The organism is Streptosporangium roseum DSM 43021, assembly GCF_000024865.1.
GTDB lineage: Bacteria > Actinomycetota > Actinomycetes > Streptosporangiales > Streptosporangiaceae > Streptosporangium > Streptosporangium roseum.
The window spans coordinates 9,756,035-9,773,018 of sequence record NC_013595.1; the positions used below are offsets into that span (position 1 = coordinate 9,756,035).

At 71.4% G+C, this 16,984-nt stretch carries 15 protein-coding genes; 14 read left to right on the forward strand and 1 reads right to left on the reverse strand.

Features of this window, described 5'->3' with window-relative positions:
• Positions 1–17 precede the first annotated feature (17 nt).
• From SROS_RS42665 to SROS_RS46715, 4 genes are all read left to right on the forward strand, one after another.
• Positions 18–1,256 (forward strand): cytochrome P450, encoded by a 1,239-nt coding sequence (locus tag SROS_RS42665; protein WP_043658157.1) that lies wholly within the window; start codon positions 18–20, stop codon positions 1,254–1,256.
• Positions 1,257–1,316: 60 nt separating this feature from the next.
• On the forward strand, positions 1,317–3,035 hold the full coding sequence (locus tag SROS_RS42670) for an HAD-IIB family hydrolase (RefSeq protein ID WP_012895198.1): 1,719 nt from the start codon (positions 1,317–1,319) through the stop codon (positions 3,033–3,035).
• A gap of 131 nt (positions 3,036–3,166) precedes the next feature.
• Positions 3,167–3,514, forward strand: a complete 348-nt coding sequence (locus tag SROS_RS42675) for a hypothetical protein (protein WP_148269401.1) — start codon at positions 3,167–3,169, stop codon at positions 3,512–3,514.
• A gap of 85 nt (positions 3,515–3,599) precedes the next feature.
• Complete coding sequence (locus SROS_RS46715) at positions 3,600–4,643, forward strand: scabin-related ADP-ribosyltransferase (RefSeq protein WP_012895200.1); 1,044 nt, start codon at positions 3,600–3,602, stop codon at positions 4,641–4,643.
• Between the two features lie 59 nt (positions 4,644–4,702).
• Here SROS_RS46715 and SROS_RS42685 read toward each other — a convergent pair whose 3' ends face one another.
• On the reverse strand, positions 4,703–7,558 hold the full coding sequence (locus tag SROS_RS42685; protein ID WP_012895201.1) for an ATP-binding protein: 2,856 nt from the start codon (positions 7,556–7,558) through the stop codon (positions 4,703–4,705).
• Between the two features lie 178 nt (positions 7,559–7,736).
• On the opposite strand from SROS_RS42685, the gene SROS_RS42690 reads away from it, so the two are divergent.
• The 10 genes from SROS_RS42690 (at position 7,737) to SROS_RS42735 (ending at position 16,843) form a co-directional block, all read left to right on the forward strand.
• Entirely contained in the window at positions 7,737–8,093 is a 357-nt protein-coding gene (locus SROS_RS42690) for a VOC family protein (protein ID WP_012895202.1), read from the forward strand.
• A 79-nt stretch (positions 8,094–8,172) separates the two neighbouring features.
• On the forward strand, positions 8,173–8,820 hold the full coding sequence (locus tag SROS_RS42695; protein ID WP_012895203.1) for a VOC family protein: 648 nt from the start codon (positions 8,173–8,175) through the stop codon (positions 8,818–8,820).
• A gap of 154 nt (positions 8,821–8,974) precedes the next feature.
• The gene (locus SROS_RS42700) at positions 8,975–9,415 is read left to right on the forward strand and encodes an iron chaperone (RefSeq protein WP_012895204.1); all 441 of its coding nucleotides are present in this window, start codon (positions 8,975–8,977) and stop codon (positions 9,413–9,415) included.
• A 249-nt stretch (positions 9,416–9,664) separates the two neighbouring features.
• The gene (locus SROS_RS42705) at positions 9,665–10,834 is read left to right on the forward strand and encodes a homogentisate 1,2-dioxygenase (protein ID WP_012895205.1); all 1,170 of its coding nucleotides are present in this window, start codon (positions 9,665–9,667) and stop codon (positions 10,832–10,834) included.
• Positions 10,816–11,601 carry a hypothetical protein gene (locus SROS_RS42710; protein WP_148269402.1) on the forward strand — a complete coding sequence of 262 codons (786 nt, stop codon included), beginning with the start codon at positions 10,816–10,818 and terminating at the stop codon, positions 11,599–11,601. The genes SROS_RS42705 and SROS_RS42710 overlap by 19 nt, the downstream gene beginning before the upstream one ends.
• Positions 11,601–12,737 (forward strand): fumarylacetoacetase, encoded by a 1,137-nt coding sequence (gene fahA, locus SROS_RS42715; protein ID WP_012895207.1) that lies wholly within the window; start codon positions 11,601–11,603, stop codon positions 12,735–12,737. Before SROS_RS42710 ends, fahA begins: the two co-directional genes overlap by 1 nt.
• Before the next feature lie 87 nt (positions 12,738–12,824).
• Complete coding sequence (locus tag SROS_RS42720; protein ID WP_012895208.1) at positions 12,825–14,033, forward strand: L,D-transpeptidase; 1,209 nt, start codon at positions 12,825–12,827, stop codon at positions 14,031–14,033.
• 54 nt (positions 14,034–14,087) lie between these two features.
• Entirely contained in the window at positions 14,088–14,522 is a 435-nt protein-coding gene (locus SROS_RS42725) for an NfeD family protein (RefSeq protein ID WP_012895209.1), read from the forward strand.
• Between the two features lie 2 nt (positions 14,523–14,524).
• Complete coding sequence (locus tag SROS_RS42730) at positions 14,525–15,595, forward strand: SPFH domain-containing protein (RefSeq protein WP_012895210.1); 1,071 nt, start codon at positions 14,525–14,527, stop codon at positions 15,593–15,595.
• A gap of 249 nt (positions 15,596–15,844) precedes the next feature.
• A complete protein-coding gene (locus SROS_RS42735) occupies positions 15,845–16,843 on the forward strand; it encodes a hypothetical protein (RefSeq protein ID WP_012895211.1) in 999 nt (332 codons plus the stop codon).
• Positions 16,844–16,984 lie beyond the last annotated feature (141 nt).

A 16,984-nucleotide genomic window follows, 5' to 3' on the forward strand; every position in this document is an offset into this window, starting at 1 on the left:
TGTTCAAGGACTCCGCCATGCCATCGGGAACCCTGCTGCACCAGATCACCGACTACGCCAGCCGCGCCGATCCGTACCCTCTCTACGCCGAGCTCCGCAGGACGCCGGTGTCGCGGCAGGACGACGGCGTCTACGCTGTCAGCACCTACTGGGAGATCGTCAGCCTGCTCCGCGACCCGCGGCTCAGCTCCGACGCGCGCAACCGCGCCGCCCAGCCGGGTGAGGTCCTCCCGCCGGAGGAGGACACGACCCTTCCCCCCAGCTTCCTCCGGCTCGACCCGCCCGAGCACGACCGGCTGCGCCGCCTGGCGACCCGGCCGTTCGGGCCGCCGCACTGCCCCCGGCGGGTCCACGACATGGGCGGCGAGCTGGCCCGGATGGTGTCCGGCCTGGTCGACGGCTTCCAGGGCAGGGACCGGGTCGACATCGTCGAGGACTTCGCCTACCCCTTCCCCGTGATGGTGATCTGCAAGCTGCTGGGGGTGCCGCACCAGGACGAGGCGCTCTTCCACGGCTGGGCCGAGACGATCGTCGCCGCCCTCGACCCCAACCCCGCCGAGGGCCCCGCCGAGCGGCAGCGCGTCGCCCAGCAGGCCCGCTCCGAGCTGGGCGCCTACCTCGCCGGGCTCATCTCGGAGCACCGCCGCGCGCCCGGCGACGACATGCTCTCCGCCCTGGTCACCGACCACGGCCCCGACGGGCTGATGTCACCGGTGGAGGTGATCACCACCGCCGTCCTGCTCCTCATCGCCGGCCACGAGACCACCGTCAACCTCATCACCAACGGGATGCTCACGCTGCTGCGCCACCCGGAGGCGCTCAAGCGGCTGCGGGCCGACCCCGACCTGGCCGTCCCGCTCGTGGAGGAGCTGCTGCGCTACGAGCCGCCGGTGCAGCTGCTGCCCCAGCGCACCGCCCTCGCCGACATCGACATCGCCGGCACCGTCATCCCCGCCGGCGCGCCCATCTGGCTCGTTCTGGCCTCCGGCAACCGGGACCCCAGGCGTTTCCGCGACCCCGACCGGTTCGACCCCCTGCGCCGGGACAACGAGCACCTCGGCTTCGGCAACGGCATCCACTACTGCTTCGGCGCGCCCCTCGCCCGGCTGGAGGCGCAGCTCGCGCTGACCGAGCTCGCCCGGCGGCTGGAGGACCCGCGGCTCGTGGAGGACCCGCCGCCGTACCGGCAGAACCCGGTCCTGCGCGGCCCCCGGCACCTCCCCGTCGCCTTCGGCGGCCTCGCGGCCCAGCGGTGAGGACCGGGAATTCACCTGTTCGGGATGGTCTCATCGCCGGACGGGGGTAGGCGAGGAAGTATGCGTTACCACGCTGTGGCATGCGACTACGACGGGACGCTGGCCGCAGACGGTCACGTCGACGACGGCACCGTGGCCGCCCTCGAACGCCTCGTGCGCTCCGGGCGGCGGCTGCTGCTGGTCACCGGCCGGCAGATCGACGAGCTCAGACGGGACTTCGGGCGGCTGGACCTGTTCGACCGGATCGTCGCCGAGAACGGGGCCGTGCTGTACCGCCCCAGGGAGCCCGCGGAGCAGGCGACCTCGCCCCTGGCCGAGGGGCCGCCCGCCGCGCTCGTCGAGCGCCTGCGCGACCTGGGCGTGGAACCGCTCGGTGTCGGCTCGGTGATCGTGGCCACCTGGGAGCCCAACGGCGAGACCGTTCTCCACGCGATCCGCGACCTCGGCCTGGAGATGCAGGTGATCTTCAACAAGGGCGCGATCATGGTCCTGCCCTCGGGGATGAACAAGGCCAGCGGCCTGGCCGCCGCCCTGGCGGAACTCGGGATATCGGAGCACAGCACGGTGGGCGTGGGCGACGCCGAGAACGACCACGCGTTCCTGGCGGCCTGCGAGTGCGCGGTGGCGGTGGCCAACGCGCTCCCCGCCGTCAAGGAACGCTGCGACCTGGTGACCGGGCGGGACCACGGCGCCGGGGTCACCGAGCTGGTCGACCGCCTTCTCGCGGACGACCTGGCCGGCGTGGACGTCGTGCGGCACCGCCTCCCGCTCGGCACCGGTGCGGCCGGCCAGGTGTCCGTCCCGCCGTACGGCCTGCGGCTGCTGGTCGCCGGGCCCTCGCACAGCGGCAAGTCCACCGTCACCGCCGCGCTGCTGGAGCGTGTCGCCGGGGCCGGCTACCAGTTCTGCCTGATCGATCCGGAGGGGGACTACGCCGACGGGGTCGAGGGCGCGGTCGTGCTGGGCGACGCCCGGCGCGCGCCCACCGGCGAGGAGGTGCTCCGGCTGCTGGAGGACGTCCGGCAGAGCGTCGTGGTCAACCTGCTGGGCCTGTCCATCGACGACCGGCCGGGCTTCTTCGAGGCGTTGCTGCCCCGCCTGTCGGCGCTGTGCGCCCGCCAGGGGCACCCGCACTGGCTGGTGGTCGACGAGGCCCACCACATGATGCCCGAGGGCTTCGGCCTGCAGCCGGCCGGGCTGCTGGGCGAGATGGGCGGGCTGCTGCTGGTCACCGTGCACCCCGGCGCGGTCAGCGAGCCGGTCGTGCGGGCGCTCAACGCGGTCGTCGCGGTGGGGGAGCGCCCGGGGGACATCCTCGGCACGTTCGCCGCCGCCACCGGCCAGGACATGTCCCACCGGGACTTCCCCGACCTGCCGACCGGGGAGCTGCTGTTCTGGGAGCTCGGCGGCGAGCCGGTCCGGGTGGAGCTGATCCCGCCCGAGGAGGAGCGCCGCCGGCACCGCCGCAAGTACGCGACCGGCGAGCTCGGGGAGGACAAGAGCTTCTACTTCCGCGGCCCCCGGGAGGCGCTGAACCTGCGGGCCGACAACCTCACGGCGTTCTGCCGCCTCGCCGAAGGCGTCGACGACGACACGTGGACCTATCACCTGGGCCGGGGCGACTACTCGCGATGGCTGGCGGAACAGGTCAAGGACGAGGAGCTGGCGGCCGAGGTGGCCGGGGTCGAACGGGCTCCCGGAGAGTCTGCCGCCGAGACCAGAAGGCGCGTGTGCGAGCTCATCGAGGCCCGGTACACCGCCCCCGCCGAACCCACCTGAGAGCGCGGGGCCGCCCCCGTATCGGCGGGCCCCTGTCCCGCCTCCCCGGACACCTTCTCCCACCACTATCGTGCGATTTGCCATAATTCATAGGAATTATCGATCACATCAGGCAATAATCCATGTTTCTGATGACAGGGCGAGCCGTACGGGGGTGCACGGTGGGGCGCGAGCTGCAGGTCGATCAGGTGTCGTTGAGCGGTGCCGGGCAGCGCATGCGAGAGCCGGTCGATCTGTTCGGGCAGCACACGGACGCGTTGCTGAAGGCCGTCGCCGGCGGCGAACGCTCTCCATGGGGGATCGGCGTCATCGGCATGGTCATGGACCAGATCAACGAAACGCTCGCCCAGGCATGCGGTCACCTTCACGCCAACCTCGACATGACCGGCACGGGCGTCCGGGAGATGGGCGACCAGGCACGTGCCACCGAGTCGCTCAACATGGCCACCGTCCAGGATCTGGATCCGTCCATCCGATGACACCTGCCGTGAGCCGGCCGTCCCGAACGGGACCGGTCAGGGAGATGACGGCCGGACGGCGGCGTGGCGGGCGGGGGGCGGCCCGATGGCGGTGATGCTTCCGGCCGGGCTGGAGACCGCGTTCGGGATGCTGGGCGTGCCGTGGCCCACCGAGGACGAGGACAGGCTGCGCGAATGCGCCACCGCCTACCGGTCCTGTGCCACCACGATCACCGCCGACGTCATCCCGGGCACGCAGGGCGCCGTCCGGTTCGCCGCCGCGGACAACGCCGGCGACGACGTCGACGCGCTCACCGCCTTCTGGGCCGACTACCACCGCGAAGGCGACGACTCCGCGCACCTGTCCAGTCTCGCCACCACCCTGCACGCCCTGGCCGACACCCACGACGGGTTCGCCACCCTCGTCGAGATCCTCAAGAAGGTCCTCATCGTCGCGGCCGGGATCGTGGCCGCCATCCTGGCGTGGGCCGTCGCGGCGTCCGCCTTCACCTTCGGCATGGCCGCCGTCCAGGCGCGTACGGCCGTCTTCGGCTCGCGGGTGTTCGCCCAGCGCGCGGTGGCCGTCTTCCGCCGCGAACTCGGACGGTTCTTCAGCAGGACCCTGGCCCGAGGCGTCGCGGCCCGGCTCCGCCGCATCCTCGCCGCCAAACCCCCCAGCCAGCTGCGGATGCGGTTCGGTGGACGGCCGGATCCGCTGCGGGCGGCGGCCAACCGGAACGTCAACGTCAAGGCGATCACCCCCGCTCCGGTCTGGCGCACCGACCGGCTCATCCTCCGGCGCGCGGACGACCGCCACCCCGACGAGGTCTTCGGACCGGGCTTCCACCCCCGGCGCCCCGACAACACCGATCTCGAATCCCATCTGCGGTTCGAGGAGTCGGCGTTCGTCAGCACCACCCGGCTGTCCAATCCGATGGACATATTCCCCATGCGATATCTCTACGACGTGGACGCGCCGGGCGGGATCGACCTCTCCCAGACCATGGGCACCGCCCTTCGCACCGGACACCAGCAGGAGGTGGCGTTCCCCGGCGGGGTCGAAGGGCGGTTCATCAAGGGGGCGCGCCCCTACGACGCCGCGACGGAGACGTTCGGGGACTACGTGAACAATCCCCACTACCGCCCCTGACCTCTGGTCGAGCCCATCGGCGGGGTTGCCGGCAGCTTCCGGGGTGAGGACGTGCGGCCTCATCCCCGCCGAGGCGGATCCGCTCGCCGCCGACCGGATCCGGCTTGTCGGTTCCCATATGAAGTGATCCGGGGCAGGGCCATCGGGGCGAAGCCGAGATCGGCCAGCGCGGCCGCGCCGCGGGCGGCGTGGTCGCCGCCGGCGAGCACCAGGGTCCGCGCCGACTGATAGCGGCAGCCGGCGGTGTCGAACGCGTCTGCCGTGGCGAGCAACCGCTCCTGGTCGTTGTCGAGCAGCGCTTGGGCCCGCTCCACGATGGCAGTGGCGACCGGGTTGCCGGCCACGATGGTCCGAGCCTCGGCCAGACGGTCGCCGGCGTCGGAGCTCCTGGCGAGCACGGCGGTTTCGGCGCGCAGCGCCACGTACCAGTGCAGCCAGATCCAGGTGACCCATTGCCACACCTCGCCGGGCTCAGGCGCCATCCGCTCCAGTGCCTCCGGTGCCTGCCCACGGTGGAGCAGGAGCATCGCGTCGAAGACCGCCCCGTAGCCGCAGGTATTCCCCGGTGAGGGGTCGAGCTGATTCAGCACCGCGCTCCATTCGCGCCAGGCATCCTGGTCGTCGCGTAGGCCGTGGATCGTCGCCACTGCGGCCGCCGGCGGACCCAGGACGGACATGGCGGGCCTGCCGGCCCGCTGCCACGCGTCGAGGAACCGGATGCTGCCGGTGAGTATCTCCTCGACGTTGCCCGCCAACGTGTCGGCCACAAGGAGCCAGCCCGTAGCCCGGTGGCCGACTTCCGCCAGCAAGGGATGATCCGCGAGTTGCCGTGCCCACCGGCGGGCACCCGGCAGGTCGCCGGTGCCGAGGCTGGCCTCGGTGGCCTCGCCGAGCGCCTCGATCAGCTCGTGGGTACCGGCCGGGGTGTCCGGTGTGGACGAGAGCAGTGTGATCCGGCGCCGGGCCGTGCCGGCGGCGGCGAACGTGTCACCGGCCCAGCTCTGGGCGCAGGTGAGCGTATCGAGCGCGGCGGACTCGGCGAGCGGGTCATCCGTACGGTGAGCGAGTTCGACCGCTCGTTCGGCGCGTGCGATCGTCATGGGAACCGCGTCGTCGTTCAGGCCCGGTGCGGCACCGAGCTCGGTGAGCGCCCGCCCAGCTTCGGCCAGCGCCACCGCGGCCTGGGCGGCCGGGTCGTCACCGCCCAGCTCCCGCGCCTGAGTGATGAGCGCGACCGCCTCTTCCTGTGGCAGCTTCCGTACGAACTTGCCGGAGAACCGGTAGGCGTTGGCGGCGACGGTCGCCAGGTCACAGGCGGCGCCGGCGGTGTCGCCGGACCGGCGGGCGGCGTCCGCGGCCGCGCGGCGCAGGCGGTACATGTCATCACCGTGCATCCGGCAGCTGGCCACGGCCGCGGCATGCCGAAGCATCGACGCGACGGCGGCGGGGTCGTCGGCGAGCGCGGCGGCCTGCTCATAGCGCCCCTGGGACTCGCCGATCAGGTTACGGACGAAGGTCAGCTCCGCCAGATGCCGGGCGAGACCGTACGCGTCCGTGCGCTGTTCCGGCTGACCGGCCGCCCACGCCAGGGCCGCGCGCAGATCGTCCGCCACCGCGTCGAACCCGGCCCGCCGGTCCCCCCGTGCCGCTGCCAGACCGGCGGCCCTGGCCAGGCACCAGCGGACGTGGCGGGATCGAGCGTCGACCAGCTCACCGGCCTCGGACAGCCGTTCCACCCCGTACTGGCGGATGGTCTCCAACGCCCGGTACTCCGTACCGCCCGGGGACGCCGTCACCACCAGCAGACTCTGTTCGGCCAGCCGGGCCAGTCCCTCGGCGACGACGCCTTCCTCACCCCCGGCCACCGCCGCCGCCGCCACGGCGGTGAACGGCGCCACGAACACCGACACCCGGCGCAGCAGCGCCCGGTCGGCCGGCTCCAGCAAAGCATGGCTCCAGTCCAGCGCCCCCCGCACCGAACGGTGCCGCTCATCGGCACGGGAGCCGCCGGTCAGCATCCGCAGCGGGTGCGACAGGGCGGCGGTGATGCCGTCCAGCCCGAGCGTGGAACACCGGGCGGCGGCCAGCTCGATCGCCAGCGCCATCCCATCCAGCCGATCACAGATCGAGGCGATCTGGTCGCGCAGCGCAGGGTCCAGCGACCGGCCCACCGCCGCCGCCCGCTCCATGAACAACGCGACCGCGTCCGACTCACCGTCAACGGCCAGCGACAGCGGCGGGACCGGATACACCCGTTCGAACGGCACCATCAGCCGTGCCCGGCTGGTCGCCAGCACCGCCCCCCGGGGACACGTCGCCAGCAGCCGCTCAAGAAACAGCGCCACCCCGTCCACCACGTGCTCGCAGTTGTCCAGCACCAGCAGCGCATGGCGGTCGGCCAGCGCGGCGACCACGGACTCGGTCATGTCGCGACCGGGCTGCTCGCCGAGGCCGACCGCACCGGCGACCGCAGTGGCGATCAGGTCCGGATCGGTGACCGGGACCAGGTCGACGAACCACACCCCGTCGGAGTACTCGCCGGCTGCCTCCGCGGCCACCGCCAACGCCAGCCGGGTCTTGCCCACTCCGCCGGGACCGACCGCGGTCACCTGACGGTGCGCCTTGAGCATGCCGGTCAGCTCGATCCGCTCGCTCACCCGGCCGACGAACGAGGTCAGCGGGGCCGGCAGAACCGGTGCCGGATGCGACGGGCCGGCGTCGGCAGGCTCGGGCGCGCGCCGGGCGAGCGCCCGCCGGTCCGGCACCTCCAGCTTGCGCAGCAGCGAGGAGACGTGACTCTCCACGGTACGCACCGAGATGCACAGCCGTGCCGCGATCTCGGCGTTGCTGAGATGGGCTCCGACCAGTTCCAGCACCTCGGCTTCCCGAGGCGAGATCTCCACTTCTGTCACCACTGTCCCAGTTTCCCGCATCCTCTCTGCACATCATCCGCAATGGCCACCGTGCGCGATCCGTGCCGTCGATCCGTGGTCGGGTTCCGTGATCACCACGGATGTGGACCCGCCAGGCCGGGAGAGAAGCTGTGAACACGCAAACAGCGGGTCGATGTGACCCACGACCACAGGAGCGACCATGACCGGCTCTTCCCCCCAGGGAATCAAGACCGTGCTGCACCCCGTGTCCGACCTGGCCAAGGCCAAGGCGGTGTACGCGGCCCTGCTCGGCATCGCGCCGCAGACCGACTCGTCCTACTACGTCGGCTTCGAGGCCGAGGGCCAGCACATCGGACTGGTGCCGGACGGTGGACCGCAGGGCATGGCCTCGCCGGTGGCCTACTGGCACGTACCGGACATTGAGGCGAAGCTGGCCGAGGTGACCGCCGCGGGAGCCACCGTGAAGGAGGCCGCGCACGAGGTCGGCGGCGGCCGCCTGGCGGCCACCGTCACCGACACCGACGGCAACGTCCTCGGGCTGATCCAGGACCGGTGAGCGCCGACCTGCCCTGCCATACCCGCCGCGTAGCGGCCGCCGACAAGACAACGAACCCACCTCGCTCAAAGGACCTGCCATGACCTCCTTCACATCCGTCACCCTGGAAGTTCCCGACCCCACGGCCGCGGACGCCTTCTACAACGCCTTCGGTCTGGACCCCTACGTGAACGTACGCGCCTCGGATGCGCCGACGACCGGCTTCCGTGGGTTCGCGCTGTCCCTCGTGGCCTCTCAGCCGGGCAACGTCGACGCCCTCATCGGCGCCGCCCTCGACGCCGGCGCCACGACGCTGAAGCCCGCCACGAAGGGGTTCTGGGGTTACGGCGGCGTCGTACGCGCTCCGGACGGGACGATCTGCAAGATCGCGTCCTCGACGAAGAAGGACACCGGCCCTGCCGCCCGGCACGTCGATCAGGTCGCGCTCCTGTTGGGAGTCGCGGACGTCAAGGCGAGCAAGCGGTTCTACGTCGAGCGCGGCCTGGCCGTGGCCAAGAGCTTCGGCGGCAAGTACGTCGAGTTCGACACCCCGTCGTCGGCCGTCACGCTGGCGCTCTACCCGCGCCGCGCCCTCGCCAAGGACTCCGGCGTCTCCCAGGAGGGCGTCGGATCGCACCGGATCGTGATCGGCAGCGACGCCAGGTCCTTCACCGACCCGGACGGGTTCGTGTGGGAGGTCGCATCCGGGCTCGACGCGAGGAGAGCGAACCGCCCGACCGCGAGCTGATGCGCGACGGCAACTGAGCTGGTCGGTCCGACGCCTCGACCGGACACGCCGCCTGCCCGAGGCTTCACGCTCCGGTGGCACCGCCCCCGAGCAGAGGACCACAAGGTCCCTTCTCAAGATCCCGAAAATCAAGATCCTCAAGGAGAAATCCACCATGAGCAGCACCTACCAGGGATTCACGGCCGAGGAGCGGGCCGCGATGAAGGACCATGCACAAGATCAGAAGAAGGCGGCGCGCCGCAGCTCACGTGCCGACAAGACGGCGCAGGACGAGCGGGACGTACTCGCGAAGATCGCCGAAATGCAGGAATCCGACCGGATCTTGGCCGAGCGCGTCCATGCCGTCATCACCGCCAGCGCCCCAGCCCTCGCGCCGAAGCTCTGGTATGGGATGCCCGCCTACACACTGCACGGCAAGATCGTGTGCCACTTCCAGAGCGCGGCCAAGTTCAAGACACGCTACGCGACGCTCGGGTTCAGCGACCAGGCAAACCTGGACGACGGCACGATGTGGGCTGCCGGTTTCGCCCTGACCGAGGTGACGGCCGAGGTGGAGGCACGGATCAGTGCGCTGGTGAAGCAGGCGGCGAGCTGAGGCGCGGTTGTTGCACTGTCCTTTCCATGCTTTGAAGGACCGGACCGCACAGGCACGCTCGAACGGAAGCGGATCAACAGCACTGAGAACGGATCGCCTCATGGATCAGATTTGTGCGACTGGATCAGATGCGCCGAGAACCGGCACGGCCCGCGGCCACGCCTGGTTGACATCCCCGCGCAGGTGAAAGATGGTTGTTCGTATAAAGGACACTGACGTCCGTTTATCGGACAGGCTGGGGAGAAGCGGATGCCGTACTACCGCGTCGTGGGGGAGATCCCCCGCAAGCGACACGTGCAGTTCCGGCGGCCCGACGGCGGGCTGTACGCCGAGGAGCTGATGGGCGAGGAGGGGTTCTCCAGCGACTCGTCCCTGCTCTACCATCGCCACCTCCCCACGGCGATCATCAAGGCCGAGGCGGTGGAGCCCACGACGGCTGCGGCGCTGACCCCCAACCTGCCCCTCTCCCCGCGCCACTTCCGCACCCAGGACCTGCCGGCGGGCGGCGACCTGGTCACCGGGCGCGGGCTGCTGGCGGGCAACGCCGACGTCCGCATGTCGTACGCCGCGAGCGAGACCCCCAGCGAGCTGTACCGCAACTCCATGGGCGACGAGTGCGTCTACATCGCCAGTGGCCAGGTCAGGTTCGAGTCGACCTACGGCGCCATCGAGGCCGGCGAGGGCGACTACGTCGTCATCCCCACCGGGACGATCCACCGCTGGGTCCCCCGGGGCCGCGTCACGGCCTTCGCGATCGAGGCGGCGGGGCACATCCGGCCGCCCAAGCGCTACCTGTCCAAATACGGCCAGTTCCTGGAGCACGCCCCCTACTGCGAGCGCGACCTGCGCACCCCGCAGGAGCCGCTGACCGTCGAGGGCGAGGAGGTGCCGGTGCTGGTCCGCACGCGCGGCGGGCTGACCCGGCTGGTCTACCGCAACCACCCCTTCGACGTGGTCGGCTGGGACGGCTGCCTCTACCCCTACGCCTTCAACATCAACGACTTCGAGCCCATCGTGAAGCGCACCCACGCCCCGCCGCCGGTGCACCAGACCTTCGAGGGCCCGAACTTCGTGATCTGCTCGTTCTGCCCCCGGCCTCTCGACTTCCACCCCGACGCCGTCCCGATCCCCTACAACCACCACAACGTCGACTCCGACGAGCTGATGTTCTACGCGGGCGGCGACTACACCGCGCGCAAGGGCTCGGGCATCGACGTCGGCTCGATCTCGCTGCATCCCGCCGGGTTCACCCACGGCCCGCAGCCGGGCGCCGTCGAGGCCGTCATCGAGGCGGTACGGCAGGGGCACACCCAGACGAGCGAGCTGGCCGTGATGGTCGACACCTTCCGCCCGCTCGACCTGGGCCCCGCCGGGCTGTCGGTCGAGGACCCCGCCTACGCGTGGACCTGGGCACGATGACGCTCTTCCACTCCCTCGTCGACGACGCCGGGCTGTTCCCGCCGACCGCGCTGCCGATGGCCGAGGCCCTGCGGCGGCACCGGGCCGACCTGGCCGGGGGCAGCCCGGTGCTCACCCACCGCTTCCTCTGCCCGGCCGGCCGCCTGCCGGAGCTCCGCGCCCACCTGGACTTCCCGATCAGGCTCGGGCTGATCCTCGACACCCCGGACGTCCCGTCGCCCGCCGACCTCGCCGGCCTCGCCGTCGAACTGGTCGAGGTGCCGGGCGGGCGGGCCGTCGCCCTGGACCTCCCGGCCCGCCAGTTCGTCGAGGTCACCGCCGCCCAGCTCCCCGTGGACGTGCCGCCCGGGACCGGGCTGAAGATCAGGTGCGGCGGGCTGACCGCGGCCGCCTTCCCCAGCGCCCAGGACCTTGGCTCCTTCATCACCTACTGCGCCGGGCGCGACATCCCGTTCAAGGCGACCGCGGGTCTGCACAACGCGGTCCGCCACTTCCACCCGGCGCTGGGCGCCGACCGGCACGGCTTCCTCAACCTGGTCCTGGCGGTCTGCGCGGCCGTGGAGGGCCGGGACCCGGTGCCGGTGCTGCGCTCGACGGACGTGGGCGAGCTGGTACGGCTGGCGCGGGCCGTACCGGACGACACCGCCGGGCGCGCCAGGAGGCTGCTGGTGTCGTACGGCTCGTGCAGCACGAGCACCCCGATCGAGGACCTGCTGGCCCTCGGCCTGATCACCGGCACGACCGCCGACGTAGAGGAGAACGTGTGATGTCTTGGGGCCTGGAGCACCTGCCCTACGGAGTCTTCTCCCGGCAGGAGGGCGAGACCCCCCGCGTCGGCGTGCGGTACGGCGAGCACGTGGTCGACCTCGCCGGCGCCCTGCACGACGAGGTCTTCGCCACCGGTTCGCTCAACGCCTTCATGGCCAGGGGCTCGGCCGCGTGGCAGTCCACCCGGGCGGTGATCCAGAACAAGCTGAGCACCGACCGGGCCGCGATCGAGGCGCACCTGATCCCGCTGGACCTGGTCACGCTGCACCTGCCGGTCGAGGTGGCCGACTACGTCGACTTCTACTGCTCGCTGGAGCACGCCTCCAACCTCGGCCGGATGTTCCGCCCCGACGAGGAGCCGCTGAAGCCGAACTGGCGGCACCTGCCCGTCGGCTACCACGGCCGGGCCGGGACCGTCGTGGCGTCCGGCACGCCGATCGTGCGGCCGTCCGGGCAGCGCGGCGCCGGGGTCTTCGGCCCCTCGGCCAAACTGGACATCGAGGCGGAGCTCGGCTTCGTGGTCGGCTCGCCGACGGCCCTCGGCGAGCGGGCCGGCCGGTTCGAGGACCACGTGTTCGGCGTGACGCTGGTCAACGACTGGAGTGCCCGGGACATCCAGGCGTGGGAGTACGTCCCGCTGGGGCCGTTCCTCGGCAAGTCCTTCGCCACCTCGGTGTCGCCGTGGGTCACCCCGCTGGCGGCCCTGTCGCAGGCCCGCCTCCCGGGCCGGCCACAGGACCCCGAGCCGCTGGACTACCTGCGCCGCCGGGAGCCGTGGGGCCTCGACCTGACGCTGGAGGTCTCGCTGAACGGCGAGGTCGTCTCCCGCCCGCCGTACCGGGACATGTACTGGACGCCCGACCAGATGCTCGCCCACATGACCGTCAACGGCGCCCGCCTGCGCACCGGGGACCTCTACGCCAGCGGCACGGTCTCCGGCGGCGGGCAGGACGAGCGGGGGTCGCTGATCGAGCTGACCTGGAACGGCACCGAACCGCTCAAACTGCCCGACGGCTCGGCCAGGACCTTCCTGGAGGACGGCGACACCGTCACGATCACCGCGTCCGCTCCCGGTCCCGGCGGGACCGTGATCACCCTGGGCGAGGTGTCGGGAACCATCCGGCCCGCACGATAGGCCCGCCATGTGACTTCGCGTGCTCTCATGATCACCCGTCGCTAGTGTGGGGTCGCAAACGTTCACGGACCCCGAAGGCAGGAACAGATGCGGCACGCCGCGGGATGTCTCCCGATCGTCCTCCTCCCCCTCGCCATCACGGGCTGCTCGTCGGTCGTGGCCGGAGGCGACCATCCGGCGGCGGCGCCGAGAGTGAAGATCTCCCCGTCCCCGGACTCCGTGCGGGCCGGCACCGGCCGGGGCCTGGTCGTCCGGGCCGCCACGGGCACGCTGACCGGGGTGACCGCCTACGGGGGCGGCGCCCCGGTGCCGGGCCGGTTCGACGGCACCCGTTCCACCTGGCGCTCGGACTGGACCCTGACCCCCGACCGGGAGTACATCGTCAAGGTCACCGCGGCGGGCGGGGACGGCGCCACGACGACCACCTACGGCAGGTTCCGCACGCTCGCACCCTCCCGGACCTTCCAGGTCGCCTCCGTCGTCCCCGCGCCGGGCGAGACCGTGGGCGTCGGCATGCCGATCATCGTGGACTTCACCGTCCCGGTGGAGGACAGGGCGGCCGTCGAGAAGGCCCTGGAGGTCCGCTCCACCAAACCTGTCGAGGGCGCCTGGCACTGGGTGAGCGACACCGAGGTGGTCTACCGCCCCCGCCGTGACTGGCCGGCCCGGCAGCGGGTCTCCTTCACCGCGCACCTGTCCGGGGTCCGCGCGTCCAGGGACACCTACGGCACGGCCGACCACACGGTGCCCTTCGCCATCGGCCGGGGGCAGGTCAGCTTCATCGACACCCGGACCCACCAGATGCGGGTCATGCGGGACGGCAGGACGGTCCAGCGGATGGCCATCAGCGCCGGCATGGCCACCACCGAGGAATACACCACGACGAGCGGCATCCACCTGACCATGGACAAGGCCGACCCGGTCCGCATGGTCTCCCCCGGCCGCAAGAAGGGCGACCCCGGCTTCTACGACGTCATGATCGACCACGCGGTCCGGATCTCCAACAGCGGCGAATACGTCCATGCCAAGGACAACGTGTGGGCGCAGGGCAGGCAGAACGTCAGCCACGGCTGCGTCAACGCCCGGCCCGACCAGGCCGCCTGGTTCTTCGACAGCTCCCTGCGCGGCGACCCGGTCGTCATCCAGGGCACCGACCGCGAGCTCCGCTGGGACAACGGCTGGGGTTACTGGCAGCGTTCCTGGGAGGAGTGGCTCGGCGGCAGCGCCCTGCGCGCCGCCGAGCCGCCGCAGCTCCTGATGACCCCTGACACTCCGCCAGATAACGACATACGGTAGGGGAAGGAACCTCCCGGGCATTCGCCACGTTTAACAAGGCAGGAGGGCCGGAGCATGGACGACTGGGTGATCTGGTTGATTCTCGCGGTGGTGCTGGGCATCGCCGAGATCTTCACCCTGACCACCGCTCTGGGCCTGCTCGGCGGCGCAGCCCTGTTCGCCGGCCTCGCCGCCGTCATCGGCCTTCCCGTCCCCCTCCAGCTCCTGGTGTTCACCGGCGCGCTGGCCGCGGGGGTGTTCGTGGTCCGGCCCATCGCCAGGCGCCAGCTCCGGCAGACGTCCTCGAAACAGCGGTTCGGGATCCAGGCCCTCGTCGGCAAGCCCGCCTATGTGGTACGGGAGGTGACCGGCCGGGACGGCCGGGTGCAGATCGGCGGCGAGGAGTGGTCGGCCAGGGCCTACGACGAGACGCTGGTGATCCCAGCGGGCGCAGTCGTCGACGTCATCGAGATCGAGGGCGCCACCGCGCTCGTATATCCCCGGGAGTGAGCATGGATGCACTGTTGATCGCCGGCCTGCTCGTCGTCCTGTTCGCCGTGTTGACCGTGGTCCGCTCGGTCCGCATCGTGCCCCAGGCACGGGCCCGCAACGTGGAGCGGCTCGGCCGCTACCACAGCACCCTCAAGCCGGGCCTGAACTTCGTGATCCCCTACATCGACCGGGTCTACCCGATGATCGACCTCCGCGAGCAGGTGGTCTCCTTCCGCCCGCAGCCGGTGATCACCGAGGACAACCTCGTCGTGGAGATCGACACCGTGCTGTACTTCCAGGTCACCGACCCCCGTGCGGCCGCCTACGAGATCGCCAACTACATCCAGGCCGTCGAGCAGCTCACGGTCACCACCCTGCGCAACGTCGTCGGCTCGCTGGACCTGGAGATGACGCTCACCTCGCGCGACACGATCAACAGCCAGCTCCGCGGCGTGCTGGACGAGGCGACCGGCAAGTGGGGCATCAGGGTCAACCGGGTGGAGATCAAGGCGATCGACCCGCCCAAGAGCATCAAGGAGGCGATGGAGAAGCAGATGCGCGCCGAGCGCGACAAGCGCGCCGCGATCCTCAACGCCGAGGGCCAGCGGCAGTCCCAGATCCTCACCGCCGAGGGTGACAAGCAGAGCGCGATCCTGCGCGCCGAGGGCGACCGGAGCGCCGCGATCCTCAAGGCCCAGGGCCAGTCCCAGGCCATCGACGAGGTCTTCCAGGCGGTCCACCGCAACGACCCGGACCCCAAGCTGCTGGCCTACCAGTACCTGCAGGTGCTGCCGGAGCTGGCCAAGGGCCAGGGCAACACGTTCTGGGTGATCCCCAGCGAGGTCACCTCCGCCCTCCAGGGCGTCTCCAAGGCCTTCACCGAGTCGCTGCCCCAGTCGCCGGCGACCCGCCACGAGGCCCCCGCGATCAGCGAGGCGGCCGCCAGGGAGACGGCCCAGGCGGAGCAGGCCGCGGCCGAGGCGGTGGCCGAGGCCGCCGACGTCGACGCGGGCCCCCGCCAGCTCGGTCCCGCCGCCGCCACCGCCGACCCTCTCGCCGACCTCCAGGAGAACCGCCACCGCACCTCCTGACCCCGTACGGCCCGCATGCCGTACGGCCCGTGCCCGGGACCCGGCGGGTCCGGCCGCGGGGGAGATCGGGTCCGACGGGTCCGGCCGCGTGGGAGGCAGGTCCGGTCGTGCGGGAGAGCGGGTCCGATGGGTCCGGCCGCGTGGGAGGGCGGGACGGCGGAAACCGGCTGACCGGGGAACCGCATAATACTCAGCATGCTTAACGTTTCTCGCCGGGCGGGATCCCACCGCGCGCTGTTCTGAGGTGTCGTGGCCAGCGCCGTCCTGACCGGACTGGTGTGGCTGCTGGGCGAGCGCCTGCACGGCATCCGGCTCCTGCCCGACCAGGGCGCCTCCTGGTACTACTGGAAACTGCCCGAGCCGACCGTGTGGACCCGGGCGACGGCCTGGCTCGGCTACGCGGCGCACCAGCTCACGGTGTGGGGCCTGATCTACTACGCCCAGACCAGGGTCCGCCGCCACACCAGCGGCCTGCAACGGATCAACATCGTGGCGCTGGCGGTGAACTTCGGGTTCATCGTCCTGCACACGCTGCAGACCCACCTGTTCTACGACGGGCTCGCCCAGGACGTGTCGATCTTCAGCTCGCAGGGGTCGGTGGTCCTCCTCCTGGTCGTGGTCCTGCTGATGGAGAACGGGCGCCGGGGGCTCTTCGCCGGCCGCCCGGCCCCCATCTCGGCCGAGGTGGTGGGGTTCGCCCGCAAATACCATGGCTACCTGTTCAGCTGGGCGGCCATCTATACCTTCTGGTACCACCCCATGGAGAACACCGGCGGGCACCTGATCGGCTTCTTCTACATGTTCCTGCTCCTGTTGCAGGGCAGCCTGTTCATGACCCGGGCCCACACGAACCGGTGGTGGACCATGACCCTGGAGCTCCTGGTGGCCGTGCACGGCACGCTCGTCGCGGTCATGAGCAGCGGCCCGGACGGCGCGTGGCCGATGTTCCTGTTCGGCTTCCTCGGGGTCTTCGTGATCACCCAGATGCACGGGCTCGGGCTCTCCCGGAACGTCCGGTGGGTGCTCGCCGCCGTCTACGCCGGCGCCGTCCTCCTCGTCTACGCCGGGCGCGGCATGGACCGGGCCGACGAGATCGTGCGCATCCCCGCGATCGAATACCTCCTGGTGGCCGTGCTGGCCGTACTGGCCTGGCTGGGCCTGCGCGCCGCCAGGCTGGTGACCGGGCGCCGGGACGCGAAGGACTCCGGGGAGCCCGAACCCGCCGGGACGTCCCGCACGACCCCCTGACCCCGTTCCCGATCACAGCCGGCCTCGCGGCCCTGCTTCCGATCACAGCCGGCCTCGCGGCCCTGCTCCCGATCGCGAGCGGCCTTCCGGCTCCTTCCCGATCGCGGGCGGCCTTCCGGGCCCGTTCCCGATCGCAGGTGA